Origin of the sequence: Chryseobacterium edaphi, from assembly GCF_025628985.1 — a bacterium.
Classification (GTDB): domain Bacteria; phylum Bacteroidota; class Bacteroidia; order Flavobacteriales; family Weeksellaceae; genus Chryseobacterium; species Chryseobacterium edaphi.
The window spans coordinates 88,479-113,921 of record NZ_JAOTEM010000005.1; the positions used below are offsets into that span (position 1 = coordinate 88,479).

Genomic DNA, 25,443 nt, shown 5'->3' on the forward strand with positions numbered 1-25,443 from the left:
ATATTTTTATTGATTCTTACAATTTGTTTAATATTTTTATTTGGGCAGCTTTATCCGCCTTCCACTCCCGCTTTTTTCTGAAAAACCTCCGCATTTCCCATCCATTTTTTCAGAAAAAGAGCTCCGTTCAAGTCGGGCTGCAACTTTGTCTTTCAAAATGAACTTTAACCATTAAATCGAGACTAAGTCGCGCTTATCACTTGTTCCAATTTTTGTTTCCATTTCCCATAACTTTCCCTGTACTGATCCATATTTTTAAAATCAGGAATGTAAGTGGTGGTAATATCTTTTTCGGTTAAAATATCCGTTAAGGTTTCAAATGCTCCCGCTCCGATTGCCGCTGCTCTTGCTGCTCCTGTGGAACCAGTCGTATCGAAAATTCTGATCTCCGTATCTAACAAGGTTGCAATCGATTGCGCGAATAGAGAAGAACGAAATAAATTATCTCCACCGGCTTTAATAATTCCTTTCTGTAAACCGTCATTCATCAGAATTTCAGTTCCGTAAACGAAAGAGTAGGCGATACCCTCCAGTCCGGCTCTGAATAAATGAACACTTTTGTGACGGTTAAAATTCACATTATAAGTAGAAGAACCGATGTCTTTATTTTTTAAAACTCTCTCAGCGCCGTTTCCGAATGGTAAAACAATGATTCCGTCTGAACCGATTGGGATTTGTGAAGCCAGATCATTCAGTTCCTGATAAGAATGTCTTTTCTGATCCACCTGGTGACGTAACCAGCTGTACTGAATTCCCGCACCATTTAAACAAAGCATTTTGCCGATTCTAGGCTGCTCTTTTGTATGATTGATGTGCGCAAAATTGTTTACCCGCACAGATTCTTTAGAATGAATATTGTCTGTCACACCATAAACAACGCCTGAAGTTCCGCCTGTAGCAGCGATCTCTCCTGGATTCATTACGTTTAAGGACAACGCATTATTCGGCTGATCTCCGGCTCTGTACAAAACAGGAATTCCTTCCGGCAAACCGCTTTCTTCAGCGCCCTGTTTTGAAACTACACATTGCTCCGTGAAATTGTCTACTACTGTTGAAACCAAAGATTCATCAATTCCCCAGTGATTCAATAAGGTTTTCGAAGCCTGATGTTTCTGGAAATCCCAAAGCACACCTTCCGAAAGTCCGGTAACGGTTGTGGTTGCTTCACCGCTTAATTTTAAAGCAATAAAATCTCCTGGAAGCATAAACTTCCAGATCTTTTCATAGATTTCCGGCTCGTTTTCTTTGACCCATTTTAATTTTGAAGCGGTGAAATTTCCTGGTGAATTCAAAAGTTTATTCATACAAACTTCTTCACCCAAATCGTCAAAAGCTTTGTCGCCGGTTTCTACTGCGCGGCTGTCGCACCAAATGATAGAAGGTCGTAAAACCTCTTTGTCTTTTCCCACCAAAACCAAACCGTGCATCTGATAAGAGATCCCGATGCCTTTGATCTCATTTTTGTCGATATGACTTTCTGCAATTATTTTTTGAGTCAGAATTCTCAGATTTTGCCACCATTGTTCCGGGTCCTGTTCAGCCCAGCCGATCTTTGGAGAATCAATAGCCATCTCACTTTCCGGATATTTTGCGTGAGCAATTACTTTTCCGTTTTCATCTACAATGGATGCTTTTATCGATGAGCTCCCGACATCATATCCTATAAACTTCATTATTAATTAATAATTGTTAGGCTCTAAATGTAATAATTTTATCATATAATCAATATTTTTTTTATTAATACTTCATTTTTAATGATAATAAACGGTTTCAAGTCTTTGATATTCAGAATTGTTGTTTTGTTAAGTTATCGTAATATTTATGATAAGGTAGATTGCTTTGGATGATTTTTACAATCCCATTTTTCCCTAAAAAGATTGCTTAAATATTAAATTTAGTTAATCGATCGGGCAAAGCGGACTTTTTTAATCTAAATCAATTTATTGGAAATATTATATTTTTGAAAAATGAATACCAGAAATCGAGGTAAAAATACAGGTGACGATATTTTATTTCAACCAACGAAAGAATTAGATAAGTTGAAATTCGCAGTTCAGGATATGAATTATCTTTTAAGCAAAGAATATCCTGAAAAATCAAGTTCTGAATTGGTAGCAAGTCGCTACAAATTGAAAACCAGACAAATTAAGGCTTTGCGTGGAGTTTCGGCTTCGGATCAACAAATTGAAAACAGGAATTCGAAACGGTTAGAAATTTCAGATTTAAAAAATAAAACACTTTATCTTGACGGTTTCAATGTTTTGATCTTATTGGAAAGTTTACTTTCAGAAGCTTATATTTTTGAAGGTTTGGATGGCTGTTTTCGTGATCTTTCCGGAGTTCATGGAACCTATAAACGAGTGCAGCAAACTTTTAAAGCGATAGAATTGGTTTCTGTATTCTTTAAAAAATCTGATCTGGAAAAACTCGTCTGGATTTTTGATCAACCCGTTTCAAACAGTGGAAGAATTAAACAAATAATTCTCGATTTTGCTAAGGAAAATAATCTTAATTGGGAAGTAGAATTAGAATTTAATCCAGACAAATTTTTAGTTGAAAATACTAAAATTGTGGCTTCTTCTGATGCCTGGATTTTAGATCATTGTAAAAATTGGTGTAACCTTGTTGGATTTTTGATTGAAGAAGAAGAAGAAAAACTTTCTGTCAATTTGGTAAAAATGTTTTAGATGAAGAATTTATTTGGAAAATATATTTCGTTATTTTCAGATTCCTGGAAAGAAAAATTCGGTAAAATTCTGGAGATTGAACATCTGGAAAATATGAGTAGAAATATTCAAAGATTTAAAGACAAAACTTTAGATTGGGAACTTCCGTATTTTAATGAAGAAATAAAAATTGACCGATCAGAAAGTTTTAAAACTTTTATTGACATTCTTGAAAGTGAAAGTTCAACTGAAATTAAAGCTAAAGATTTAGAAAAAATCCCTTTTGAATATTGGCTGAATATTTTGGGACAACGCCTTACTTCTGCAAGTTTGCGAGATGAAAATTCAATTCCGCCACTTGAAAATGTTTTGATTGAAAGTTGTAGAAAACCGTTTAATCATGAGGTTAGTATGGCTCAAAGGGCTTGTGAAAAGCATATAGGAAGAATGGATAACCAGTTTTGGGGAGAAATAAAAGGAAACAATCTGCAGAAACAGCAGAAAGTCATGGAAAAAATCACTTACATCATCGAAAATAAAACTTGGTGGAACGTTTTCTATCATTACAAACACGAATTGGTCTATGAAATCAGAGAAAAAAACGGTCAAGGAATTCGGTGGAGCCAAGATGGAACGCGACTGATCGGTTTTTTGGAGACTTTTATTAATGAATGAAAAATTATTTTTGTTGCGTAAAAAGATTGCGTACTATTATAATAGTTTTGTCAATATAAAATTAAGCTATGAATTTTTATAATCAAAATTTTTCGGAAAAAGAATGGGAAGCCTGTCTCAAGGTTTTGAATGCTTTGAAAGATGAGCCTTTTGAAAATCCTGACAATAAAACTTTTTCGGGATTGATTACTAAGATTCATAAAAATGCAAAAAAACAAAACCGTCAAGAAAATTATACTCAAATGAAAACGCATGATTTGGAAATCAATTCTGAATCTGTTTTGCTAAAGAAAGCTTTGGCGGGAGTTTCTGATTTTTATGACGATGAAAAAGACGAGACAAATCTTACAAAACTTAATATTCCTAAAAATTGTTACTGCTGTAATCAAAGTTATTCCTACGCTCACTCATTTTACACAAGATTATGCCCAAAATGTGCCGAAGAAAATTATGAAAAACGTTTTGAATCTATAGAGCTAAAAGGACGAAACATTATTCTGACAGGAGGACGAGTAAAAGTAGGATTTGCAACTGCTCTTAAATTATTAAGAAATGGAGCAAATCTGATTTTGACAACTCGTTTTCCGGCTTTAGCGTTAGAAACTTTACAAAATGAAGACGATTACGAAGAGTGGAAAGAAAGACTTTGGGTATATGGTTTGGATTTGAGAAATTTAAAAGCAATTCAGGAGTTTATAGATTTTTATAAATCGAATTTTGAAACGCTTGATATTTTAATCAACAATGCAGCACAAACCATAAAATATCCTGATGAATACTATTTACCAATCATTAAACGTGAAAACGAAATGTTGGTAGAGTTTAAAAATAATCAAAAATTAATTCCCAACAACACGGCAATTTCAAAAGAAATTGGAAAACTAGAATATGCCCAAAATGAAGAGACAAGTATAGCTTTGACACGTTTCGGACAACCCGTTGACAACAGAGATAAAACAAGTTGGAATTCTACTTTGGAAGAAGTTTCGATGTATGAATTGGTTGAGGTAAATTTAATCAATCATATTGCGCCTTATTTTTTAATCAAAGAATTAAAACCTCTCATGAAAAGCTCGTCTTTTAAAGAAAAGTTTATCATTAATGTAACTTCTTCGGAAGGGATTTTCAGTTATGATAACAAAACAATGTTTCATCCTCATACAAATATGACGAAAGCTGCTTTGAATATGATGACTCTGACTTCTGCAAAAGAATTTGAAAAAGATCAAATATATATGACCGCAGTTGACGTGGGATGGATTTCTACAGGAGCAAAAGAAAGCTTAAGAAAAAAACAATTTGAGCAAGGATATATTCCGCCACTAGATTCCGTCGACGGTGCTGCGAGAATTCTGCATCCGATTGTGGAAGGGATCAAAGGGAATTATTTCAGTGGAGTTTTATTGAAAAACTATAAAGTCAATAATTGGTAAAGTATAGAAAGCGTTAGCTCAGCGGGAAGAGCGCCTGTTTTACACGCAGGAGGTCGTGGGTTCGAGTCCCACACGCTTTCCAAAATGGAGATAATAGTTTAATCGGAAAAATTTATTCCCTGCACGGAATTGACGCGAGTTCGAATCTCGCTTATCTCCCAAAACAGAAACGTTAGCTCAAAGGAAGAGCGCTGACCCTCCAAGTCAGAGGTTGTGGGTTCGAGTCCCATGCGTTTCGAAAGGAGTACATAGTTCTAATTGGAAGAACACTGACTTCACTGATTAGAGGTTGCGGGTTCGACTCCCGCTGTACTCCCAAATTGGAGACAATAGTAATAAATGTGGAAAAATACATTTCTGCCAGAATGAGTTGCAAGTTCGAATCTTGCTTGTCTCCCCAAATGGAAGCAGTAGTTTAAATGGAAAAACGTCTCAAACCTCGAGAAGTTGCGAGTTCAAATCTTGCCTGTTTCCCTTTTCTAATTTAAATAATTATGAAAAACACCTACAACAAAGGAACTTTCAGAAGCTTCGAATATGGTAAAATCGGACCTTATTTGAAAAAGCATGGAAACAAAAAATGGAGGAGAACTGAAAAATCTGAAATCGAAAATCAGCTGAGTGAAACCATTAAATTTTTTAAGCAAAGAAAAAAAAGACGAAAACTGATTTGGGTTAAAATTACACAAGAGATTTACGGCAAAACACATTCTGCTTACAGAAGTTTTTATTCGGAAAAATCTTTTAAAGATTCAATAAAAAGAGCAAACGTAAAAAGATATTTTTTAATCAATAAAATAAACAAAAATGAATACATTCATTGATATTGGTATCAATCTGACCAATAAACAATTTAATGACGAGCACGCAGAAATCATCAACCAAGCTCTCGACAATGGAGTAGAACAAATGATTCTCACAGGAACAAGCGTCCGTGGAAGCAAAGAATCAGCTGAAATCGCAGAAGATTATCCTGAAATTTTATTTTCAACAGCAGGAATTCATCCTCATGATGCAAAATCTTTTAACAACGAAAACATTAATGAATTAAGGAAATTATTAAAACAAGACCACGTCATTTCAGTCGGAGAATGCGGACTGGATTTCGACAGGGATTTTTCGCCAAGACTCATTCAGGAAAAATGTTATCGTGCCCAACTCGAATTAGCAATCGAAATTAATAAACCTTTATTTCTTCACGAAAGATCGGCTTTTAAAAGGTTTAACGAAATCACCGACGAATATTTATCGAAACTTCCAAAAGCAGTTGTTCACTGTTTTACCGGAACTTTGGAAGAAGCAAAAATTTATCTGGATAAAGGATTTTATTTAGGATTTACAGGAGCGATAAGTGATGATAAAAGATTTAAACATTTGGAAGATGTCATTAAATATGTTCCACTCGACAGATTAATGATTGAAACCGATGCGCCTTTTATGCTTCCGAAAAATGTTCCGAGAATGCAAAGCCGCCGAAATGAACCGAAATTTTTACCTTATGTCGCACAAACCATCGCACATCTTAAAAAAATAAAGATTTCCGAGGTCGCAGATGAAACAACCGAAGTCGCCCGAAACTTTTTCAAAATATAAAAAAGAGCTCTACAGAAAATGTAAAGCTCTTTTTTTATATGATTTAAATATTAAATTTTTACTTAAATACTTTTCCAGGCAGCTTCCAAAGCCAATTCGATCATAGGTTTCAACGCTTTTTCTCTTTGGTCGGCAGAAATATTTTCATGCGTCGGAATAATGTCAGAAACCGTAAGGATCGTAGCCGCATTTTTACCTAAATGTTTTGCATTGGCAAACAACCCAAAAGCTTCCATTTCAACAGCCGGACAATCGTATTTTGTAGCAATTGCAGGAACTGCGGGATCTTTTCTGTAAAAAATATCGCTGCTGTGGATATTTGTCGCTTTTGCTTTTAAAGATAATTGTTCTGCAGTTGCATTAATGATTTCAGAAATATTTCCCTGATGAGAAATGATATCTTCTTCAATTTCCCATGCAAATTTTGCGTAGGTACTTTCACTTGCTGCATTTTCAACATTTAATAGATCAAAAACTTTCAGATCAGTGGTGTAAGCTCCACAAGTTCCGATTCTGATGATGGTGTCAACTTCATATTCTGTGTACAGCTCAAAAGAATAAATTCCAATGCTTGGGAAACCCATTCCACTCGCTCCGACAGTGATTTCTTTGCCTTTGTAAGTTCCTGTATAGTAAAAAATTCCTCTGGTCTGACTTACCAATTTTGCGTTTGCAAGAAAATTTTCAGCGATATATTTTGCTCGAAGCGGATCTCCCGGTTGCAGTACTACTTTAGCGATTTCTCCTTTTTTTGCACTGATATGTACACTCATAATATTATTTTGAATGGTGCAAAGATAATAAATATGTGAAAAATGAATGATCAATTCGCAAAGCGCGTGAATTTTTTTTGGAGCTATTTCCCGCTTTCCGTTGCAATCTTTTTTTTCAAAAAAGGATTTCCACTTCAATCGGGGCTAAGAAACGTTTTGTAAAAAGTAGAGAATGAAGTGATTCAATCATATTTATGAATTTTAATTTACCATTAACTTGTGATGTAAAATTAGCCGTTCACAAATAATATTTTCTATTTTTGTTAGATGATGGAAACCAAATCCCCATTTTTAGACACCCTGTTTCTTCTCCGAAAAGATGAGTGCATCACGATTTTTTCAGATTTAAAAGAAATTTCAAAAAAGGAAGAAGAGGATGCCGCAGATTATTTTGAAATGGAATTTGAAAAAGAACGACTGGAATTTTTATCTGATCAAATAGATTGCGATAAAGAAACGGCAGTTTGGGCGGCTAAAATTCTGTATTACAGTGCGCAATTGTATTTGATCAGAGAAAACACGGCAAAGGATTTGAATAAATTGATTCCAAAATTTAAAGGAACAAAAAATGTTTCCTCAATTTTGTCTGCCGATTTATCCTTACGGTTTTTACCACAGACAATTTTAGCCTTACAAAATGCAGATTCTGAAGATCCACTGATTAAAATGTTGGAAATTGTTTTACAGCAATTTCATTATTCAGGAATAGGATATGATCTGGACTTGGAAAATATCAATTGGGAAGAAGAATTAAAAGATAAAACCTACCGAAAATTATATCTCGAAAGAATTGTAGAAAAGAAAGCTTATCAATTAGCTGAAATTCCTTTTATTAATAAGTTATTGATCGCAGAATTCGGAATGTATAAAGAGGTTTTTTGGAGAGAATTAAAAATAATAGAAAACTAATCATTTTGTATTTCTTCGCTAAGTGAAACGCCTTTGCGAACTTAAAAACGGTTAGTTGTTAAAAAGAAACTTTGCGGACTTTGCGTTAAAAAAAATTACAGAAAAAATATAAAAACAAATGACTCAAAATATAGAAAAATTAAACAAAGTTCTTACCTACGTCAAAGATACATTTGTTGGCAAAAATGACGTGGTCGATTTACTAGGAATCTGTTTGTTAGCAAGAGAAAATGCGTTTTTATACGGACCTCCTGGAACTGCAAAATCCGCAATCGTAAGAACTTTAGCAAAAACAGTGAAAGACGGAAAAAATTTCGAATATTTATTGACACGTTTTACAGAACCGAATGAAATTTTTGGACCTTTCGACATCAGAAAACTAAAAGAAGGAGAGCTTTTTACCAATACCGACGGAATGATGCCCGAAGCTTCAATGGTTTTTCTAGATGAAATTTTCAATGCTAATTCTGCGATTCTGAATTCCCTTTTGATGGCCTTAAATGAGAAAATTTTTAAAAGAGGAAAAGAAACCAGAAATCTTCCTACATTGATGTTTGTGGGAGCGAGTAATGTGCTTCCCGAAGACGAAGCTTTGAATGCGCTGTTTGACCGTTTTCTGATCAGAATTAATGTAGATTACGTACATCCCGATCTTCTTCAGCAGGTACTTTTAGCCGGAAGAAAACTTGAAAATAATATTGAAACAGAAACTCCTGAAATTCTTTCCAACGAAATCAGAGATCTTCAGAATTTATGTAAAACCATCGACTTAAAACCGATTTACGAAGTATATTTAAATACAATTATCAATCTTAGAAATACCGGAATTGCTATTTCCGATCGTCGAGCGGTAAAACTGCAAAATCTGATTGCTGCAAGCGCATTGATTTGTGGTCGAAACGAAGCGATTCTTTCAGATTTATGGGTGTTGAAACACATTTGGGACACCGAAGAACAAATCGAAATTTTAGAAGGAATCATTAACAGAACAATAGATAAAGATGATCATCCGAAATCTCATCCACAAGCTTTACACAACAAAACTCCGAATCCGGAAGAAGTGATGAAAGATGTGAAAATTCTTGTCGACAAATGGAATTTAGGAAATCTGAGTTTTGAAGAGCAAAATGTGATTAAAGATAAATTAAGATATCTTCAAACCCGTTGTGACTGGATCAGAAATCCTGAACAGAAGCAATATATTCAACATGAAATTGAGAGCTTATGGCAGAAGATTCTTCAAACCGTCTAAAAGAATTCTGGGCAGAAATTCCACGAGTTGATGAGGATTTTCTTGGCTCAATTCGAGATTGGAAAAATGTTCAGATTGCTTCAGATGATGACGTGATCTGGCTAAAAGGCTTTACTGATGAACAAGCTGTTTCGTCGGAAATTCAGCAGTTGCCCAATTTTTTGTTGTACGAATTGAGAGACGGACTTTTATTTCGAAAAGATGCTTTAGTACCAAGTAAAAAAGTGAGAACGGCTTTGCTTTGGACGCCGATTGATAAAGCTTTGCGACTAACTTTCCCAATTTCAAACAATAATTTGTTTGGAATTGATGAAAAAGTTGAAGTTCAGTTAAAACCAAGTGAAGACGAACAGCCTGAATTTGCTTTATTAAGTTCAATTGCTGAAATTAAAGAAACAATCATCACATTACCAAAATTCAAACTGGAAAAATTGAATTGGGTTGTGATTAATGATAAAGCATTATTTACAGGAAATCCTTTATTGAGTTTTCCGGGAAAAACATATTGGACGAAAGACAATCATCTTTTACCGACAGGTTTTGATTTTGAGTTCAAAAATTTGAGTTCTTTGCTCCAAAGTAAATTTAATTCAACTCAAGAAAAATGGCTTTTATGGAATGAAGACGGAAGTGTTTTGCATATTAATAAGAGGGATTTTAGAAAATTGTCTGTTAGTTCATTTCGTCTCACTGAAAAATCACAAGAATGGATGTAAAAGAATATTTCCAATCATATGAAGATTATTTCTGGGAATGGAAAACAGATGAGGATGTTCCTGACGATACCGGATATAATGAAAATAACCTTATTTCGATACCCGAAATGGGGCCAATTGTTTATAGACCTTATTTAATTGAAATATTAAAGGAACTTCAACTTATAGGTTTGCCTATTTTGAGTCCACTTTTATTAACGTTGTATGCTACAAGTGACGGATATTTAGATCTTAAAGGAATTAAAACAAATCTGAGAAAACATCCTTTAGCATCGCACGAACATGTTAAACATTTGATTCGGCCTGCATTTCAATTCTTAGAGACATTAAAATCTCTACATTACAATTACAAAAAAGGAAAAAATAAAGTTCTTCTTTTACAGACCATATTCAAACATTCATCCGGTAATGTGTCGGAAAAACATTCAGAATATATTTTAAATGGATATTTACGAAACTCACGGAAAATTGCCGAATCGGCGCAGAAAATAGAAATTACTGTTTCCAAACTTTCCAAAGATTTAGGGATTTTAGTTGCTTTGAATGAGAAGTTTCCTTCAAGTGAAACGCTTATTCAGGTAATGAAAGGCAACTTGGAAATTGCAGATATTGAAGATGAAGTTATCGAAGAAGAAACCACCGTTGAAACCGACAAAGATTTTATTGAGGAACTCATTGAAGAACCAAAAACTTTTCAGGTCGGTAGTTTAATAAAAAGAATTTGGAGCGGTCTGAAAATCCCGATGCGTCATCTTTCTCCCGGCGAACAGCCAATCGGTGGGATTTCTGATGTGACCAACAAAGGCGATTTCAACAGAATGCTTTTGTCCGAATTTGCCAATGAAGATGAGGTTTTTATGAACCGTGTTGCAAATAACGAGGCATTGTACATTCAACGTGAAATTCCGCCTGAGGAAAATATTTTTGAGAGAATTATTTTGATTGATACTTCTCTGAAAAACTGGGGAACTCCGAAAGTTTTGGCGTTTGCGTCGGCGATTGCTGTGATCAAACATCCAAAGGCAAATTCGGAATGTAAAGTTTATGCTTTAGGAGAAACCACTATCCCAATTTCGTTGGATAAAGTAAATGAAGTGGTGGAAAATCTGAATCAGGTGAGTCCGGTTTTGGAAGTTTCTTATGCTCTCGAAAAGTTTTTTAATGAAGAACATACTCAAAAAGATCTGGAAGTTTTCTTTATTACGAATCAGGAAAATTTAGCCAATCAAAACCTACAGAAAGTCATTCACGAAAATAGAGACCGACTGAAATTTTTAGTGACAACTTCGTCAGACGGCGAATTGAATTTCTATAAACATCATAAAGGAACGAGAAAACATATTCAGAAAATCGTGCTTCCTTTAAAGGAATTATGGGCAAATCCGCCACGAAGAAAGAAGATTATTGAAAATAACAACGGTAGAAAAACCGATCTTCCACTGAATTATCCGATCCTGTTTCCCAATCCTGTTAATAAAATTGCTACATTTTTATATGAAGGAGAATTTTTCATTTTAAGTAATAAAAAACAACTTCTTAGAACTTATTTATCTGATAATTATTACGATAAGAAAAATTATCATGTATCGAAAATCTATCGTGGATGTGAAGTTTTAATAGAAAATATTTCGCTAAAGCCAAAAGGACAGTTTGCGTTGGCAAAAAATAAACGACAAGAGTTTATTCTTTGTCAATATCAACCGGACAAAAAGCTGATTTCAAAACTCAATTTGAATACAAAGGAATATTCTGAATTGAATTTGACAGGGAAAAATATTCCAAGTGACCATCGTTTGATTTATTTCAAGAAATATTTTTATCTTTTTAACGAAGACAGCGATTTGATTCATTTGATAAATACAGAAGGAAGTATTTCGGTAGAAAATAGTTTAAATAATGATCTAATAAAAAAAAGTGTCTCAAAAGTAAGCTCTGAAATTTCAAGACTAAATGATTATGAGAATAAAACTCTAAATAATGTCATGACTATCGGAATCAATGAAAATAAAAACATTGTTCTTTCAAATTATGAATTGCATAAAAGCTATAATGACGCACTACAAATCTACAAAAGCAGATCAGTTGCCAATATTTTAGCTGAAAGAAATAAAAATAGATTTACGTTTTCCGACGGCAGCGAAATCATTGCCGATTCTCGAGGAATGCTTACTTTTAAAAGCAGTGATAAAAACATTCCTGTTTTTTATGTACCAACATCGATTGGTGGTTTTCTTGCTTTGGCAACAAATACGGAATTTAGCGGTTCAGAATACTTTTTACCTGAAACTACTTTGCTTAAAGTGAGAACTTCAGAAGAAATGTACTCTGAATATTTGGAAAAATTCATTGATCAAATTTGGGAATATGGAACTTAGAATACAACCTTTTCCGAAAAATATTTATCCCAAAAAAGGACTTTTAATCAAAGGTTCTTCACCTTTTACGTGGCTTCATGAAATGGAAACTTTAGGGATAGATTTAAATCAGATTCAGTCTTTTCCGATTCCTTCAAATGAACCGAATGTTTTGTATGGTTGTTTTTTAATTTTTCAAAATAATGCTCCGAGTGAAATCGGAAGAAATTCCTATTTCCAGTGTGTTGACAATAAATTTTTTATTCCTGAAAACACAATTTTCTACCCAAAAATAAATCCTGAAGAATGGCAAAATATTGACGCTGATTTTTTAATCATGCATCCCGAATTCGGATTGGTAAAATTAAATGAAGAAATTGACTGGATCTCATTAGTTCAAAATCCAAAACAATCAGAAGACAAAATAAGAAAACCATCGAACGGTGTGAAAATTCCACGAAAAATTGAGAGCTATACCGTTGAAATGGACGATGAAAAAGTTCTTGAAGCTCTGCAAAAACCACAAACCGAAGAAGAATGGATGAAAGATCTGCCTTTTGATCTGAAAAAAGTGATGGCTGGAAATAAAAAGGAGATTGAAAAATATTTAAAATACATCGAAAAATATCCTTACCGAGCTGTAGATCTTGGAATTCCTCTTGATGTAACAGGAACTTCAAGAGGAGATGGTTTTGCAAAATTGATGTTTGGAAATAGTTGGTTGGGGAAATTATTTGGCGGAAATTCTTCAGGCTCAGAAAGATCGACATATTCTGAAAAATATCGTTGGGTATTTTGGGTGTTTTTGATTGTGATAGGTTTGATCAGATTGTTTGTATATATGAATAAGACTGAGGCTGTAGAAAATGTTCCAATGGCTTCATCCGGGAAAGTTTCTGATGTTGATAAAGATATTATGACTCCGGTTGTTGCTTATCAATCAGGAGTTACAGATATTGATCTGAAGATCGATTCGATGTATGGAAGAAAACGGAATGATCTCACGAAGGAGCATATCAATGCATCCTTAGAGCTCAGCAAACCTAATGAAAAAAGCTATGAAGAGTATTTAAAGAACGGCGGAAGACCGATTGATAAAATTCAAGCAGATATTTTTAACCTTAATGATAAAACAAGTGCTGCTACAGATTCTTTGAAAAAGATTTACCGTAAGAAAATAGTAAAATATTTAGTTCAAAACGAAGTAAAAGTCAGGAAGAAAATTACAGATTCTTTAAACAAAATAAGTTCGGGAAAACCTGCCGATCAGGGAATTGTGAAAACCATTTTCAAAAAAAAACAGATTTTAATTGAAGATTCTTTAGGCCGTCTCTATGGAACCAAAGAAATGGTCGAACCACCGATTGATCTTAACAGAGGTAAAATAGTTGAAACATTAGAGAGCGAAAAACCCTATTCAAAAAATGATATTTCTTTCTCGGAAATCATTTGGCTGATCATTTTTATGACAGGAGTTGTCGGCTTATATTCATTCATCGTTAAAAGAAAATCTTTGAATATCGGAGGTGAAAATGTTCCCAACGGAATCAAAATTTTTCTCGTCATTGTGCTTGTTGCAATGTTGGCTTATCTATTTTATCCTTTGATCGAAATGTTTGGCTACAACTGGTTTGTCTGGATTCTAATTATTGGTGTTGTGTTGCTTCTTTATCGTCTTTTCAGCGAAGACAAAACAATTTTAAAATCGGATAAAGATGAATAGGCAGAAGTTTATAGACAAATTTATGGCAGCATTCTTTATTCTGGTGATTTTCAAAGTTATCGGAATTTTGGCTGAACTATTTCATGCAACGTTCTGGAATGTGATAGGAAATCTTGTGATTTTTATTGTCATAGCGGTGATTATTTTTTTAGTTATTACCGCTTTAAAAGACAAAGAAAAGCAAAATCAGGGAGCAAATGGTCGCCGTGGAGGAGGCGGAAGCTCGTATGTTGAGAGTTCTCTTTTTGACAGAATCAGAAATAAATATGAAGAGCTTGCACAAAAATACATCGCCGAAAAAGATTATAAAAAAGCGGCAAAAGTGTATATGAATCTTCTTCAGGACAACTACCGTGGAGCAAAAACTTTGGAAGACGGAGGTTTATATAATGAAGCAGCGGTGATTTATCTCAAAAAATTAAAAAATAAGTCTGAAGCCGCAAACTGTTATGAGAAAGCAAAACAATACAGAAAGGCAATCGATTTGTATAAAGAACTCGAACAGAAAGAGAAGGTAGGCGATCTGTACAGACAAATAAATGATAGAAAAAACGCAAATGCTTATTATCAAATGGTTGTAGACGATTATGTAGACAACAATCAAATGGTAAAAGGTTCATTGATTTATCGAAAAAAAATGGAATTGCCGGATGAAGCACAGAAAATTTTATTGAAAGGTTGGGAAGAAGATCGCGACGCATTCAATTGTCTGAACAATTATTTTGCGAATATTTTTGATGTTAAAAAACTCGATCAGCAGATTCAGGAATTGTACGAGAAAATACCTTCAGATAAGAAGATCACCTATCTTGAAGCCATTAAATATGAATTTAAAAAAGATCCAAAGCTTCAAACTACAACAAGAAATATCGCCTACGAAATCATCGCCGAAAAAGTAGCGACCCGTTCTGAAATCGTCAATGAATTGAAGCATTTTAATCCTGATGATGAGGTGATTTTAAAAGATATTTCGAGGTATAAGACGGGGAGGAATAGGATGTTTAGGAATTAAATTAATTATTTTTGATCATCTTTTATTTAACCAAGTTTGAGGCATTTAGAAATCCCAGTCAATTGATGTTTGTCGGAAATTTTCCTGATTTGGTTTTCCAGTGAAAGAAAATTCTTGAATAATTTCATATTGACCTGTATTTGGATCAAATTTCCTCAAGGCTAACTGACAGCAATCGAATTTGAAACTTTTACTATTAAGAAATTGAAGTGCAATTGTCAATTGTTCTTCTGAAAGATCCCGACCTATACTCACATGTGGTGGAGATATTTTGCTCATTTCTTTAACAGGAATTATGTTTCTTACATTCTTAGTTATGTTGTGAATTCTATCATTAAATTCAAAAGAAGGCAAAAACACAGCACATTTTGAAAAAGCCGAACAACTTAATTGATTGAATAATGTGGTAAAAGGAACCATATTTTCTACAAATTTCTTTAGATATTCCTTAACACCGGTGAGTTGATTTTCAGTAGCTTCAAAACCTGCAATAGTGATATGAGCTAGAGAATTTTGACTTGCATAATCGCCAGCTTTTGATGTCAAATCTTTTTTGAATTTTATGACCTCCCCAATAGTCGAACTCAATGGATGAAAAATTATTGAATAGGTGTATGGTATTTTCAAGTTGATCATATTTTAAACAAATTTAAAAATATAGGATAGAATTTTGAATTTTTTAAAACCAAAAATTTGAAGTTCAGACTCTTAATAATCAACAATAAAAGAAAAACATTTATCTTTGCACCAATAAAATTATGAAAATACAAAGAGCACATATCAGTTTAAATCTATGCGATCGCCCTGTACTAAAGGGATCGTTTGGATATGAATGGATGATATTGAATGAGGCGAAATGTGCTTGCTTTGAAAATTATTTACTGTAAACCCGTAAAAATTTAATCAAAATACTGCAGAAACGCCTCGATGATCGGGGCGTTTTTTGTGTTTTTAAGGCAGAAATTATTTAGAATGAAAAAAAATAACCATAAAAGTGAAAATTATTTAATAACAAATTAACAATTAATAAGAAAATAGAGCGTGATCAATAACCCGATGAGAGACAGTCATTTAGGTATTTAAGACATCTGCAAAGTATTGCGGACGGAAATTCTCTATTCTAAATTTTAATTGTAATTGATTGATTTTCAAATATTTAAATGAAAAATAGATTTGCGAGTTAAAAAAATTCATCCTTACTTTGCAACCGAAAATTAAAAGCAACACGTTTTTAATCTTTTCAAAAAAAAAATTTTAAACAAGAATATAATGAAACAATTACATAACATATCTAATCAGTATTCAAGACTACACGGACAAGAGCCGAAAGGGTATGCATGTATACTTGATAGTGAATTTGTGGATAAAAGGTGCTTATATAAATGCGTCAGTTAATGAACTGATACGTCAAAATATAGAGCGCCTCCCAAGAAGAGGCGCTTTTTTTTATGGTTTCTTTAGCTTATTTGGTAAAGCGCCGGTCTGTGGAACCGGAGAACAGGGTTCGATCCCCGGAGATACCCAAAAGTGTGAATGAGTGAATGGTGAATTTTACTTCGTAAGTGAATTAAAATTGACAAGTAAAGCGAATTAACAACTATTCACACAATCAAAATTCTGTAGCTCAATTGGATAGAGCGTTGGTTTTCTAAACCGAAGGTTAGAGGTTCAATCCCTCTCAGAATTACAAAAGATTCATGGAAAAATTTCCGATCCGACTGTCTCTCGGAGAAGAATTTTGAAGTGAATCTGCAAAACTGGAAAGATAACGGTGGTTGTTTACCCGCCTTGGACGCGGGAGGTCGCAAGTTCGAATCTTGCTTTCCAGACGAAAATGTGAATTGTGAAAAGTGAATTTTGTTTCACAAGTGAATTTTAAAAATTGACGAGCAATGCGAATTGACAATTGACCATTCACACAAAATTAATTGTTTCAAAAGAGAAGAGAAAAAGTTTGTCAAGCGCAGAAGATCTTACGCCAAAGACACAATATAGACAGGCTTTTTCTTAACTCAAAAAATGAAAATTAATAGGTAAAGGTTGGAAGATGGATGAAGGAAGTTTTAAACATAATATAAATTTTTAGGTGAAAATATAGTTTGTCAAAGCGCAGAAGTTCTTATATCAAACAAAAATTAAGACAGGCTTTATTTTTTTAATGAAAATTTCAATATGAAAAATTAAGAATTGGAAAATTACTCATTACCAATTACTTATTATTCATAAAACTTGATGGTTCGCCGAAGTGGAAGAGTCGGGGCGGTCTGCAAAACCGTTGCGTAAGCTGAGTGGGTTTGACTCCCATAACCATCTCAAATAACTAAAATGAGATTAGTTCCGAAGAAAAAGTAAAAGTTTGTCGAGCGTAGAAGTTCTTATATCAAACTAAAAAAATAATGACAAGCTTTGTTTTTCTTCACAAAATTTAGAGTTAAAAGTTAATTGGAAAAATTACTCATTACCAATTACTTATTGCCCATAAAAAAGGGAAGTACGCCGAAGTTGGAGAGTCGGGGCAGACTGTAAATCTGTTGCTTCATTGCTGAGTAGGTTCGAATCCTACTACTTCCACAAACACCGCTGATAATGTAATGGCAGCATGCAGGAAATATACTCTTGTTGTTTAGGTTCGATTCCTAGTCAGATGGTCAAATAAAGTGAAATGTGAATAGTAAATTTTGCTGCGCAAGTGAATTTAAAAATTGACTACGAAGTAAATTGACTATTGACAATTCATAAGAAAAATGCTCTATTCGTCTAATGGTTCAGGATGCCTGCCTTTCAAGCAGAAAACAAGGGTTCGATTCCCTTATAGAATACAGAATATAAGTAATGAGTAATGTGCAATGAGTAATAATTATATTCAACATTTTTAATATTACCAATTACACATTATTTATTACCAATGAAAAACTTGCGGGAATGGTGGAAATGGTAGACACACTTGATTTAGGCTCAAGATTTTGGGGGTTCGAGTCCCTCTTTCCGTACACAAACATAAATAATGGGTAATGTGCAATTAGTAATTTGAGAGAAATGTAAATTTCTAAACGTGATTTTAATTATTACCAATTGCTCATTACTTATAAACCTGGAAGAGTGGTGTAGAAGGTCTGCACGTTAGTCTGAAAAACTAGAGGTACAGGTTCGATTCCTGTCTGTTCCACAAAACTGATTCATAGTGTAATTGGTCAGCACACAAGACTTTGACTCTTGTCGTTCAGGTTCGAGTCCTGATGAATCAACAAAAATTATCTGTCATCATTGAAAAAAGGCTTTGTGTTCTTAGCTGAGTGAAACGCCTTTGCGAACTTTAATAGCAGTGAGTAGTAAAAAATCTTTGCGGACTTTGCGTTAAAATAGCACTCTGCCGGATTACAGATATGTAAATAATAATAAATAAAAATTTAAACAAAACAAATTTAAAACATGTAGAAAAAATGGAAACGCAACAACAAACATGGCAAAACATGACCGGAAAAATTTTCCAAAACTCTATCACACAGCTGGTAGAAGAAGCCATCATCCGCGAACAGGCAAATGGACACCGACTGAAAGTGTGTGTGGGTTCAGACTCCCACGTTTATGGTGACGCCATTAATTATGCTACGGCAGTGGTCTTCATTCGTGAGGGAAAAGGAGCGTTTACCTTTATCAGAAAAGACAGAGAAATACAGAGTATCAGTATCAAAGAGCGAATGTTGAACGAGGTCAACAAATCCGTAGAAATCGCCTACGCCATTTGTTCTATTCTGGAAACTTATGATGTGGAAATGGAGGTACACGCAGATATTAACACCGACCCAGATTTTAAATCCAACGTCGCTTTGAAAGACGCAATGGGATATATTCTGGGAATGGGTTATATATTTAAAGCAAAACCTTACGCATTCGCAAGTTCAAATTGTGCTGATATGATGGTGTAATAAAGTTGGAAGCGGGATGTAGGAAGATGGAAGTTTTTGAAAAGTTTAAATAAACTTCCTGCATCCGGCTTCCAACTTCCATCAAAAAATAAATAAATAAACCTTAAAAAATTAATAACCATGTATTTTTTAGTTCAGGCTAATGTGTATTTAGATCCCGATCATTACAAAATTTTTGATGCCTTGGAAGAGTTAAGTATTGATTATCATGTAATTAATATTCCGCCAACTGCAGAAAAAATAGATTTCGAAACAGATAGAAAAGATGTTTTCGTGTACGGCTCGGTGACGATTGCAAGATTGGCAAAACAAAATACAGACTGGTCTCCCGGTTCTTTGTACGGAGGTAATCATTTGTATGAAGTGTAATCTAAATATTATGGTGAAAACCTTCTCAATCACAAAGTCTCCGTTCACGAAATTTCAGAAGAATTGATTTGGAAAAAAGATGAAATTAAATTCATTAAACCTTACAACGAAGCGAAGATTTTCACAGGAAAAATTTTCAACGAAACAGAATGGAAAGACTTCGTTTTTGAATCATTAAAAAATCAATCAAACAGAATTACAGAAGATTCTTTAGTTCAGGTTTCTGAAGCAAAACGGACGATTAAAGAAGCAAGACTTTGGATTGTTGGCGGACAGATTATCGATGCAGGATATTATAAATTTAATGATAATACTCCTTTTGAAGAAAAAGTTTCAGAAGATGGATTGAGTTTCGCTAATGAAATGATCCAGCTTTTTATTCTTGAAGAAGCCTTTGTAATGGATATTTGTTTAACGGATGAAGACTGGAAAATTGTTGAAATAAACTGTATCAACAGCTCTGGATTTTATCCAAACACCAACGTGAAAAGTATTATTAAAGCACTGAATCTTTACTTTTCAAATTAAAAAAAATAAAGTAATATGTTTTTATACGACAAAGTAATCGTCATAGATATTGAAGCCACCTGTTGGGAAAAAGGGCAGATCCCCGAAAATCAAAAAAGAGAAATCATTGAAATCGGAATCTGTAAACTCAATATGTCGGACGGGAGTATCGAGGATAAAAGAAGTTATCTGATAAAGCCAACACAATCGGAAGTCAGCGAATATTGTACAGAATTGACAGGAATTACTTCCGGAAAGCTGGAAAAAGAAGGGATTTCTTTTAAAGAAGCCTGTTCAAACATCAAAAACAGATACAATTCATTAAGAAGAACATACGCCGGTTATGGTGGATTTGACAAATTGATTATGGAAAGTCAATGCAAAGAATTGGATGTTAAATTTCCTTTCAGTGAAACATATCTTGATTTGAAAGTGCTGATAAGTTTGATGAAAGGAGAAAAGCCAATCGGACTGTTAAAAGAACTTCAGGCCAGAAATATTGAATTTGAAGGTAATGCGCATAGCGGAGCAGATGATGCTTTCAATACAGCGAAATTATTGTATCAGGTTTTAAAAAATTAAAGCAATGGATGTTTTTAGATTAATTCAGGAGATAAAAACGCATTTGAAACTCAGTTTTGATGAGGTCGACAGATGGTTTGAAAAAGATAAAGTAACGTTGAACTTTCAGCCCTCAAACGGAGGTTGGACGGTTGAGCAGATTTTAGAACATATTTATTTGACGAACTTTTATTTGTTGATTCTTATTGAAAAAGGTTCAAAAAAAGCAATGCGTAATTATCAGAATCTTGATTTGAATCTTGAAATAAAAAACTACAGTTTCAATAAAGAAAAATTTGAAAAAGTAGGTGAGTACGGAGCTTTTGAGTGGATCAGACCGGAACACATGGAGCCGAAAGAAGAATTAAATTTAAATGAAATCAGAAGTTTAATTTCTCAGCAATATCATCAATGTTTAAACTATTTAGACTTGATGAAAAACGGCGAAGGCCTTCTATGTAAAACAACCATGACAGTGAATGAACTGGGAAAAATCAATGTGTATGAATACATTTATTTCCTTTCACTTCACGCCCAAAGACACGTTACTCAAATGAAGAATAACGAATTAGAAACTATTAAAAACTAAAAAAATGATTTTTAAAACATATAACTCTATAGAAAATGCTTACCAAACCCGCGTGATCGATCAGATCAGGTTGCAGGGTTTTGGGGACGAGGTTTTCATCGTGCAGGAGAAGGTTCACGGTGCTAATTTCTCTTTCTTTACCGATGGAAAGGAGATTAAAATTGCCAAAAGAACCGCTTTCATCGGGAAGGATGAGAAATTCTATAATGCCCATCAAATGTTGGAACGTTACAGGAAAAACGTAATTGATTTGTTCGGAAAAGTGAAAACGATCCATCCGGATTTGGAAACTGTAGTAATCTACGGTGAATTGTTCGGTGGCGGTTACAAACATAAAGAAGTAGAACCCGTAAAAGATGCGATAAAAGTTCAAAAAGGTGTTGAATATGCGCCTCATAACGAATTTTACGCATTCGACATTAAGTTGAACGGTACTACTTATTTGGATACTGATTTGGTGAACCAAATTTTCGAGGAAACCGGATTTTTCTATGCAAAAATTATATTTCAAGGGACTTTGGATGAGGCTTTGAAGTTTCCCAATGTTTTCGATTCTAAAATTCCGGCTTGGTTGGGATTGCCGGAAATCGAAAATAATATGTGTGAGGGAACGATTGTTAAAACTTTGAAAACCAAATATTTTGGAAACGGCTCAAGAGTCATTTTGAAAAATAAAAATGAAAAGTGGACTGAGAAATCTAAAATGGTTAGAAAAGACAGACCCGCTCAAAAGGAGGTTCATTTCAGTGAAAATGCTCAGAATATTTGGGATGAAATCCAAAAGTATGCAACTGCAAGCCGATTGAATAATGTTGTCAGCAAAATTGGTGAATTCGAACCCAAAATGATTGGGAAAGTCATCGGTCTTTTTTCAAAGGATATTTTGGAGGATTTTGAAAAAGATTTCCCGAAAGTTTTCACAAGTATAGAAAAAGAAGAACAGAAAAGGATCAACAAAAAGTTGAATTCTATGGTCATTGATGTTATAAAAGAAGAATTGATGACTGTTAAAGTGTAGTTTTGAAAGGTTTAAATCGGAACTGATTTGTATAAATATCTACAATTAATAATTATGAAAAATATAGTTGCATTATCGCCTGTTTTTACTGAGGACAGTATCAATTTGAAACACGCTTCAATAGGCTCAGATTACAATTTGAATCGATTTAATCTAAAATGGAATGTTCCAAAAGAGTTCAGAAATGATGTGATTGCAGTCTATGGCGAAGATATTTATGCTGAAATCGTTTCCAGCCAATGTGATTTGACTTTACTAAAAACTGAAGATAATTGGTTATCAAATATTTCAGAAAAATTTACCAAACGTAATATTCAATACGGTCAATTGGAGCAATTTATAAATCATCAGAATATTTTTATTAAATGTTCAGATTTTAAAAGTTTCAAAGCCGGAGTTTATGAGAATGTTTCTGATATTAAAGGATTTGACAGTCTGGATAAACAAAGTATGGTGTTTATTTCTGATGTTGTAGAGTGGGAATTGGAAGTTCGTTGCTTTGTTCTTAACGGAAAAGTAGAAACATATTCTACATATTGGAGAGATAATCAATTTGATACCAATGGTTTATCTGATTCTGAGGAAGTGGAACTTTTCAGTTTCTTCGAAAGCTTCGTAAAAGATAATTTAGATTCTTTGCCACCTTCAATTGTGTTGGATTTTGGAATCATAAAAGATAACGGTTGGGCATTGATAGAAGCAAATCCAGCTTGGTGCTCAGGTTTATATGCTAGTAATGCTAAAAAAGCTCTTGATGTAATTATTAAAAGTTGTATTAAAAATTAAAAAAAAGCCTGGAAAAGGAGGTTGCACATTGAAAGTTTTAGAAACAAATTAAAACTTCCAGCACCGAGCTTCCATCTTCCAGCATTCTAAAAATGAAACCCAATATATTTTTCACAGCAGACCATCATTTTGGTCACGAAAATATTATAAAATTCTCCGAGAGACCGTTTGAGTCTTTGGAGCACATGAATGAAGAACTTATTAAGAGATGGAACGAAAAGATTGCAGACAGCGATACAGTCTACCATTTAGGTGATATGAGTTTGGGAAAACCAGACTTTACCAAAGGAATTTTAGATAGATTAAATGGAAATATTCATTTAATAAAAGGTAATCATGAAGGTGCAGCTTTAACTTATCCTAAAAGATTTGCTTCCATCAGATATTACCATGAATTGAAAATTGATGAACCCGAGAACAGCAACGGCAAACAGAAAATCATTCTTTTTCATTACTCCATGAGAACCTGGAACGGTTCACATCGTGGTGTTTGGCAACTCTACGGACATTCGCACGGAACTTTATCGGATGACGAAAACGCATTAAGCATTGACGTTGGAGTCGATTGTCACAATTTTTATCCAATTTCTTACGAGGAAGTCAAAGAATTGATGAAAATAAAAAAGTGGACACCACCTTTTGCTCCGAGAAATTAATAAGCTGGAAGTCTGAAGCTGGAGGCTGGAAGTATTTTCGTGCGGTAGAAAACTTCCATCCGCTAACTTCCTGCTTCCATCCTTTAAACCAAAAAACATGAAAACAACAAATCAAATATTAATCGTCGACTTAGAAGCCACTTGTTGGGAAAACGACAGAATTCCACCTGGTCAAAAAGTCGATATTATAGAAATAGGAATTTGCGAATTAAACAGAACAACAAAAGCAATTTCTAAGAAACAAAGCATTTACGTCATTCCGGAAAGGTCTAAAATCAACAGATTTTGTACAGATCTGACAGGAATTACTCCACAACTGATAGAAGAAAAAGGAATTCATTTCGAAGAAGCCTGCAAGAAAATAAGAGATGAATTTGATTCAACTTCGCTTACATGGGCAGGTTTTGGAAATTTTGATAAAGAGCAGATTATGGAACAATGTGATTATCTCGGTATCGAAAATCCTTTTTCAGAAAATTATATTAACATTATGCATCAGTTCAAAGCCTATAATGGACTTTACAAAATGATGGGTTTAAAAAGAGCTCTTAAAGCTATGAATATGGATTTTGAAGGAAATCATCACAGCGGAGCAGACGATGCGTATAATGCAGCCAGGATTTTAAGAGAAATTTTGGAATAACCTTGGGCTGGAAGTTTGAAGTTGGAGGCAGGAAGTGAATGACGTACTGTAGAACTTCCATCTTCCTACACCCATCTTCCAACCTTTTAAAACATTTAAAAAAGTGAAAACAACAGACAATATATTAATTATAGACCTCGAAGCCACGTGTTGGGATGACCGGCCGCCGAGAGGTCAGGAAAGTGAAATCATAGAAATCGGCGTGTGTATCATGGATGCAAAAACCGGTAAGATTTCGCAAAATGAAGGAATCCTAGTGAAACCTCAATACTCAAAAGTAAGTCCGTTTTGTACGGAACTGACTTCCATTACTCAGAAAATGCTTGATGAAGAAGGTATTTTACTTGAAGATGCGCTAGATATTCTACGAGCAGAATACGATTCTGAGGATCTAACTTGGGCAAGTTATGGAAACTATGACTTGAATATGCTTCAAAATCAGGCAAGAAAATTCAATGTCGATTATCCTTTGAGTGATGATCATATCAATGTAAAAACATTATTCGGACAAACGCATCCAACCGTCAGAAAAAGTGTCGGAATGGCAAGAGCTTTAGGTGAACTGAATCTCAAGCTTGAAGGCACACATCATAGAGGTGTTGATGATGCGAAAAATATTGCGAAAATTTTGTATTGGTGCTTAAACCAGTATTAATGCAGCAATTAGCAATCTGAAAATATATGAATATCTCCCTTTTACAGGGAGTTTTTTTATTTTCTTTCCAGCCACTTTTCATAAGAAAGTACTCCCAGCTCAGGTTTTCCATCACCTTCCAAAATCGAAATAAATTCTAATTGGTTTCCATCCGGGTCATTAAAATAAATCGCTAACGCAGGCATCCACGCAAAAACCATGGGTTCATCACTTCCGTCTTTTAAAAAGTTGTAAGGCTTTAAATTTTTATTTTTCAAAAACTCAACAGAATAATTTAAAATATCTTCTTTATCGGCAGAAAAAGCAAAATGTCTTGTCTGTAAATTTTCCTTTTGTTCCCACAAACCCAACATCGATTCTTTATTTTTTCCGATCCATAAAAATGCAATCGGGCGGGTTTCGTCTTTGTGAGCAAATTCCAATCCCAACACTTCAGTATAAAATTTCACTGAGTTTTCTAAATTACTTACCTGAACGTGAGTTTCATATAATCCTTTGATCATAGCTTAAATTTTTAATGTACAAAGCTAAAAAACGGTTTTCCAAAAGTCTCAAAATATTAATTCCTTTATTTAAAAATAAATAATAAATAGATTTTATTTTTAATTGACTTTAAAAAATCAACAC

General features: G+C 34.0%; 25 protein-coding genes and 15 tRNA genes. 36 read left to right on the top strand and 4 right to left on the bottom strand.

What is annotated here, in order from left to right; translation table 11 throughout:
• Positions 1 to 182: 182 nt before the first annotated feature.
• Positions 183 to 1,673 carry a xylulokinase gene (locus NZ698_RS16645; protein WP_263004347.1) on the bottom strand — a complete coding sequence of 497 codons (1,491 nt, stop codon included), beginning with the start codon at positions 1,671 to 1,673 and terminating at the stop codon, positions 183 to 185.
• A 294-nt stretch (positions 1,674 to 1,967) separates the two neighbouring features.
• On the opposite strand from NZ698_RS16645, the gene NZ698_RS16650 reads away from it, so the two are divergent.
• From NZ698_RS16650 to NZ698_RS16700, 11 genes are all read left to right on the top strand, one after another.
• Positions 1,968 to 2,687 carry a DUF434 domain-containing protein gene (locus tag NZ698_RS16650; RefSeq protein ID WP_263004349.1) on the top strand — a complete coding sequence of 240 codons (720 nt, stop codon included), beginning with the start codon at positions 1,968 to 1,970 and terminating at the stop codon, positions 2,685 to 2,687.
• The gene (locus tag NZ698_RS16655) at positions 2,688 to 3,341 is read left to right on the top strand and encodes a tRNase toxin domain-containing protein (RefSeq protein WP_263004350.1); all 654 of its coding nucleotides are present in this window, start codon (positions 2,688 to 2,690) and stop codon (positions 3,339 to 3,341) included. It abuts the gene before it with no gap.
• Positions 3,342 to 3,409: 68 nt separating this feature from the next.
• Positions 3,410 to 4,774, top strand: coding sequence for an SDR family NAD(P)-dependent oxidoreductase (locus tag NZ698_RS16660; protein ID WP_263004351.1), 1,365 nt, complete (start codon positions 3,410 to 3,412; stop codon positions 4,772 to 4,774).
• A 7-nt stretch (positions 4,775 to 4,781) separates the two neighbouring features.
• Positions 4,782 to 4,852, top strand: a tRNA-Val gene (locus NZ698_RS16665).
• 9 nt (positions 4,853 to 4,861) lie between these two features.
• Positions 4,862 to 4,933 (top strand) — tRNA-Ala (locus NZ698_RS16670).
• Positions 4,934 to 4,940: 7 nt separating this feature from the next.
• Positions 4,941 to 5,012, top strand: a tRNA-Gly gene (locus NZ698_RS16675).
• Between the two features lie 4 nt (positions 5,013 to 5,016).
• Positions 5,017 to 5,090 (top strand) — tRNA-OTHER (locus tag NZ698_RS16680).
• A gap of 7 nt (positions 5,091 to 5,097) precedes the next feature.
• A tRNA-OTHER gene (locus NZ698_RS16685) sits at positions 5,098 to 5,174 on the top strand.
• A gap of 4 nt (positions 5,175 to 5,178) precedes the next feature.
• A tRNA-Val gene (locus NZ698_RS16690) sits at positions 5,179 to 5,248 on the top strand.
• 20 nt (positions 5,249 to 5,268) lie between these two features.
• On the top strand, positions 5,269 to 5,598 hold the full coding sequence (locus tag NZ698_RS16695) for a hypothetical protein (protein ID WP_263004352.1): 330 nt from the start codon (positions 5,269 to 5,271) through the stop codon (positions 5,596 to 5,598).
• Positions 5,582 to 6,367 (top strand): TatD family hydrolase, encoded by a 786-nt coding sequence (locus NZ698_RS16700; protein ID WP_263004353.1) that lies wholly within the window; start codon positions 5,582 to 5,584, stop codon positions 6,365 to 6,367. Before NZ698_RS16695 ends, NZ698_RS16700 begins: the two co-directional genes overlap by 17 nt.
• A gap of 62 nt (positions 6,368 to 6,429) precedes the next feature.
• Here the strand turns inward: NZ698_RS16700 and deoD are convergent, their stop codons facing one another.
• Positions 6,430 to 7,140: a purine-nucleoside phosphorylase gene (deoD, locus tag NZ698_RS16705; protein WP_263004354.1), complete on the bottom strand. Its 711-nt coding sequence runs from the start codon at positions 7,138 to 7,140 to the stop codon at positions 6,430 to 6,432.
• A gap of 267 nt (positions 7,141 to 7,407) precedes the next feature.
• Here deoD and NZ698_RS16710 point away from each other — a divergent pair, with 267 nt between their 5' ends.
• The 6 genes from NZ698_RS16710 (at position 7,408) to NZ698_RS16735 (ending at position 15,106) form a co-directional block, all read left to right on the top strand.
• Entirely contained in the window at positions 7,408 to 8,049 is a 642-nt protein-coding gene (locus tag NZ698_RS16710) for a conflict system bpX4 domain-containing protein (RefSeq protein ID WP_497006627.1), read from the top strand.
• Between the two features lie 118 nt (positions 8,050 to 8,167).
• Positions 8,168 to 9,301 (top strand): AAA family ATPase, encoded by a 1,134-nt coding sequence (locus NZ698_RS16715; protein ID WP_263004356.1) that lies wholly within the window; start codon positions 8,168 to 8,170, stop codon positions 9,299 to 9,301.
• Positions 9,274 to 10,017 carry a hypothetical protein gene (locus tag NZ698_RS16720; protein WP_263004357.1) on the top strand — a complete coding sequence of 248 codons (744 nt, stop codon included), beginning with the start codon at positions 9,274 to 9,276 and terminating at the stop codon, positions 10,015 to 10,017. The genes NZ698_RS16715 and NZ698_RS16720 overlap by 28 nt, the downstream gene beginning before the upstream one ends.
• Positions 10,008 to 12,392, top strand: a complete 2,385-nt coding sequence (locus NZ698_RS16725) for a hypothetical protein (RefSeq protein WP_263004358.1) — start codon at positions 10,008 to 10,010, stop codon at positions 12,390 to 12,392. The genes NZ698_RS16720 and NZ698_RS16725 overlap by 10 nt, the downstream gene beginning before the upstream one ends.
• Entirely contained in the window at positions 12,382 to 14,094 is a 1,713-nt protein-coding gene (locus tag NZ698_RS16730; protein WP_263004359.1) for an APC family permease, read from the top strand. Before NZ698_RS16725 ends, NZ698_RS16730 begins: the two co-directional genes overlap by 11 nt.
• Positions 14,087 to 15,106 (top strand): tetratricopeptide repeat protein, encoded by a 1,020-nt coding sequence (locus tag NZ698_RS16735; RefSeq protein WP_263004361.1) that lies wholly within the window; start codon positions 14,087 to 14,089, stop codon positions 15,104 to 15,106. Before NZ698_RS16730 ends, NZ698_RS16735 begins: the two co-directional genes overlap by 8 nt.
• 45 nt (positions 15,107 to 15,151) lie before the next feature.
• Here the strand turns inward: NZ698_RS16735 and NZ698_RS16740 are convergent, their stop codons facing one another.
• Entirely contained in the window at positions 15,152 to 15,733 is a 582-nt protein-coding gene (locus tag NZ698_RS16740; protein WP_263004362.1) for a 2'-5' RNA ligase family protein, read from the bottom strand.
• A gap of 829 nt (positions 15,734 to 16,562) precedes the next feature.
• Between NZ698_RS16740 and NZ698_RS16745 the strand changes: the two genes are divergently transcribed.
• From NZ698_RS16745 to NZ698_RS16835, 19 genes are all read left to right on the top strand, one after another.
• Positions 16,563 to 16,630: transfer RNA gene (locus NZ698_RS16745), tRNA-His, on the top strand.
• 89 nt (positions 16,631 to 16,719) lie between these two features.
• Positions 16,720 to 16,793: transfer RNA gene (locus NZ698_RS16750), tRNA-Arg, on the top strand.
• A 70-nt stretch (positions 16,794 to 16,863) separates the two neighbouring features.
• Positions 16,864 to 16,935, top strand: a tRNA-Pro gene (locus NZ698_RS16755).
• Positions 16,936 to 17,337: 402 nt separating this feature from the next.
• Positions 17,338 to 17,419, top strand: a tRNA-Cys gene (locus NZ698_RS16760).
• A 174-nt stretch (positions 17,420 to 17,593) separates the two neighbouring features.
• Positions 17,594 to 17,677, top strand: a tRNA-Tyr gene (locus tag NZ698_RS16765).
• A gap of 175 nt (positions 17,678 to 17,852) precedes the next feature.
• A tRNA-Glu gene (locus NZ698_RS16770) sits at positions 17,853 to 17,925 on the top strand.
• A 97-nt stretch (positions 17,926 to 18,022) separates the two neighbouring features.
• Positions 18,023 to 18,096: transfer RNA gene (locus tag NZ698_RS16775), tRNA-Leu, on the top strand.
• Between the two features lie 103 nt (positions 18,097 to 18,199).
• Positions 18,200 to 18,272, top strand: a tRNA-Phe gene (locus NZ698_RS16780).
• A gap of 6 nt (positions 18,273 to 18,278) precedes the next feature.
• Positions 18,279 to 18,351 (top strand) — tRNA-Gln (locus tag NZ698_RS16785).
• A gap of 195 nt (positions 18,352 to 18,546) precedes the next feature.
• Complete coding sequence (locus NZ698_RS16790) at positions 18,547 to 19,032, top strand: ribonuclease H-like YkuK family protein (RefSeq protein WP_263004363.1); 486 nt, start codon at positions 18,547 to 18,549, stop codon at positions 19,030 to 19,032.
• Between the two features lie 120 nt (positions 19,033 to 19,152).
• A complete protein-coding gene (locus tag NZ698_RS16795) occupies positions 19,153 to 19,401 on the top strand; it encodes a hypothetical protein (protein ID WP_263004364.1) in 249 nt (82 codons plus the stop codon).
• Positions 19,402 to 19,464: 63 nt separating this feature from the next.
• Positions 19,465 to 19,929: an ATP-grasp domain-containing protein gene (locus NZ698_RS16800; protein WP_368407665.1), complete on the top strand. Its 465-nt coding sequence runs from the start codon at positions 19,465 to 19,467 to the stop codon at positions 19,927 to 19,929.
• A 15-nt stretch (positions 19,930 to 19,944) separates the two neighbouring features.
• Positions 19,945 to 20,490: a 3'-5' exonuclease gene (locus NZ698_RS16805; RefSeq protein WP_263004365.1), complete on the top strand. Its 546-nt coding sequence runs from the start codon at positions 19,945 to 19,947 to the stop codon at positions 20,488 to 20,490.
• Positions 20,491 to 20,494: 4 nt separating this feature from the next.
• Positions 20,495 to 21,058 carry a DinB family protein gene (locus tag NZ698_RS16810; protein WP_263004366.1) on the top strand — a complete coding sequence of 188 codons (564 nt, stop codon included), beginning with the start codon at positions 20,495 to 20,497 and terminating at the stop codon, positions 21,056 to 21,058.
• A gap of 4 nt (positions 21,059 to 21,062) precedes the next feature.
• Complete coding sequence (locus NZ698_RS16815) at positions 21,063 to 22,076, top strand: RNA ligase, Rnl2 family (protein ID WP_263004368.1); 1,014 nt, start codon at positions 21,063 to 21,065, stop codon at positions 22,074 to 22,076.
• 54 nt (positions 22,077 to 22,130) lie between these two features.
• Complete coding sequence (locus NZ698_RS16820) at positions 22,131 to 22,862, top strand: ATP-grasp domain-containing protein (RefSeq protein WP_263004369.1); 732 nt, start codon at positions 22,131 to 22,133, stop codon at positions 22,860 to 22,862.
• Positions 22,863 to 22,954: 92 nt separating this feature from the next.
• Positions 22,955 to 23,518, top strand: coding sequence for a metallophosphoesterase family protein (locus NZ698_RS16825; protein WP_263004370.1), 564 nt, complete (start codon positions 22,955 to 22,957; stop codon positions 23,516 to 23,518).
• A gap of 97 nt (positions 23,519 to 23,615) precedes the next feature.
• Positions 23,616 to 24,161 (top strand): 3'-5' exonuclease, encoded by a 546-nt coding sequence (locus NZ698_RS16830; protein WP_263004371.1) that lies wholly within the window; start codon positions 23,616 to 23,618, stop codon positions 24,159 to 24,161.
• 103 nt (positions 24,162 to 24,264) lie between these two features.
• Positions 24,265 to 24,816: a 3'-5' exonuclease gene (locus NZ698_RS16835; protein WP_263004372.1), complete on the top strand. Its 552-nt coding sequence runs from the start codon at positions 24,265 to 24,267 to the stop codon at positions 24,814 to 24,816.
• Between the two features lie 56 nt (positions 24,817 to 24,872).
• Here NZ698_RS16835 and NZ698_RS16840 read toward each other — a convergent pair whose 3' ends face one another.
• A complete protein-coding gene (locus NZ698_RS16840; RefSeq protein WP_263004373.1) occupies positions 24,873 to 25,319 on the bottom strand; it encodes a VOC family protein in 447 nt (148 codons plus the stop codon).
• Positions 25,320 to 25,443 lie beyond the last annotated feature (124 nt).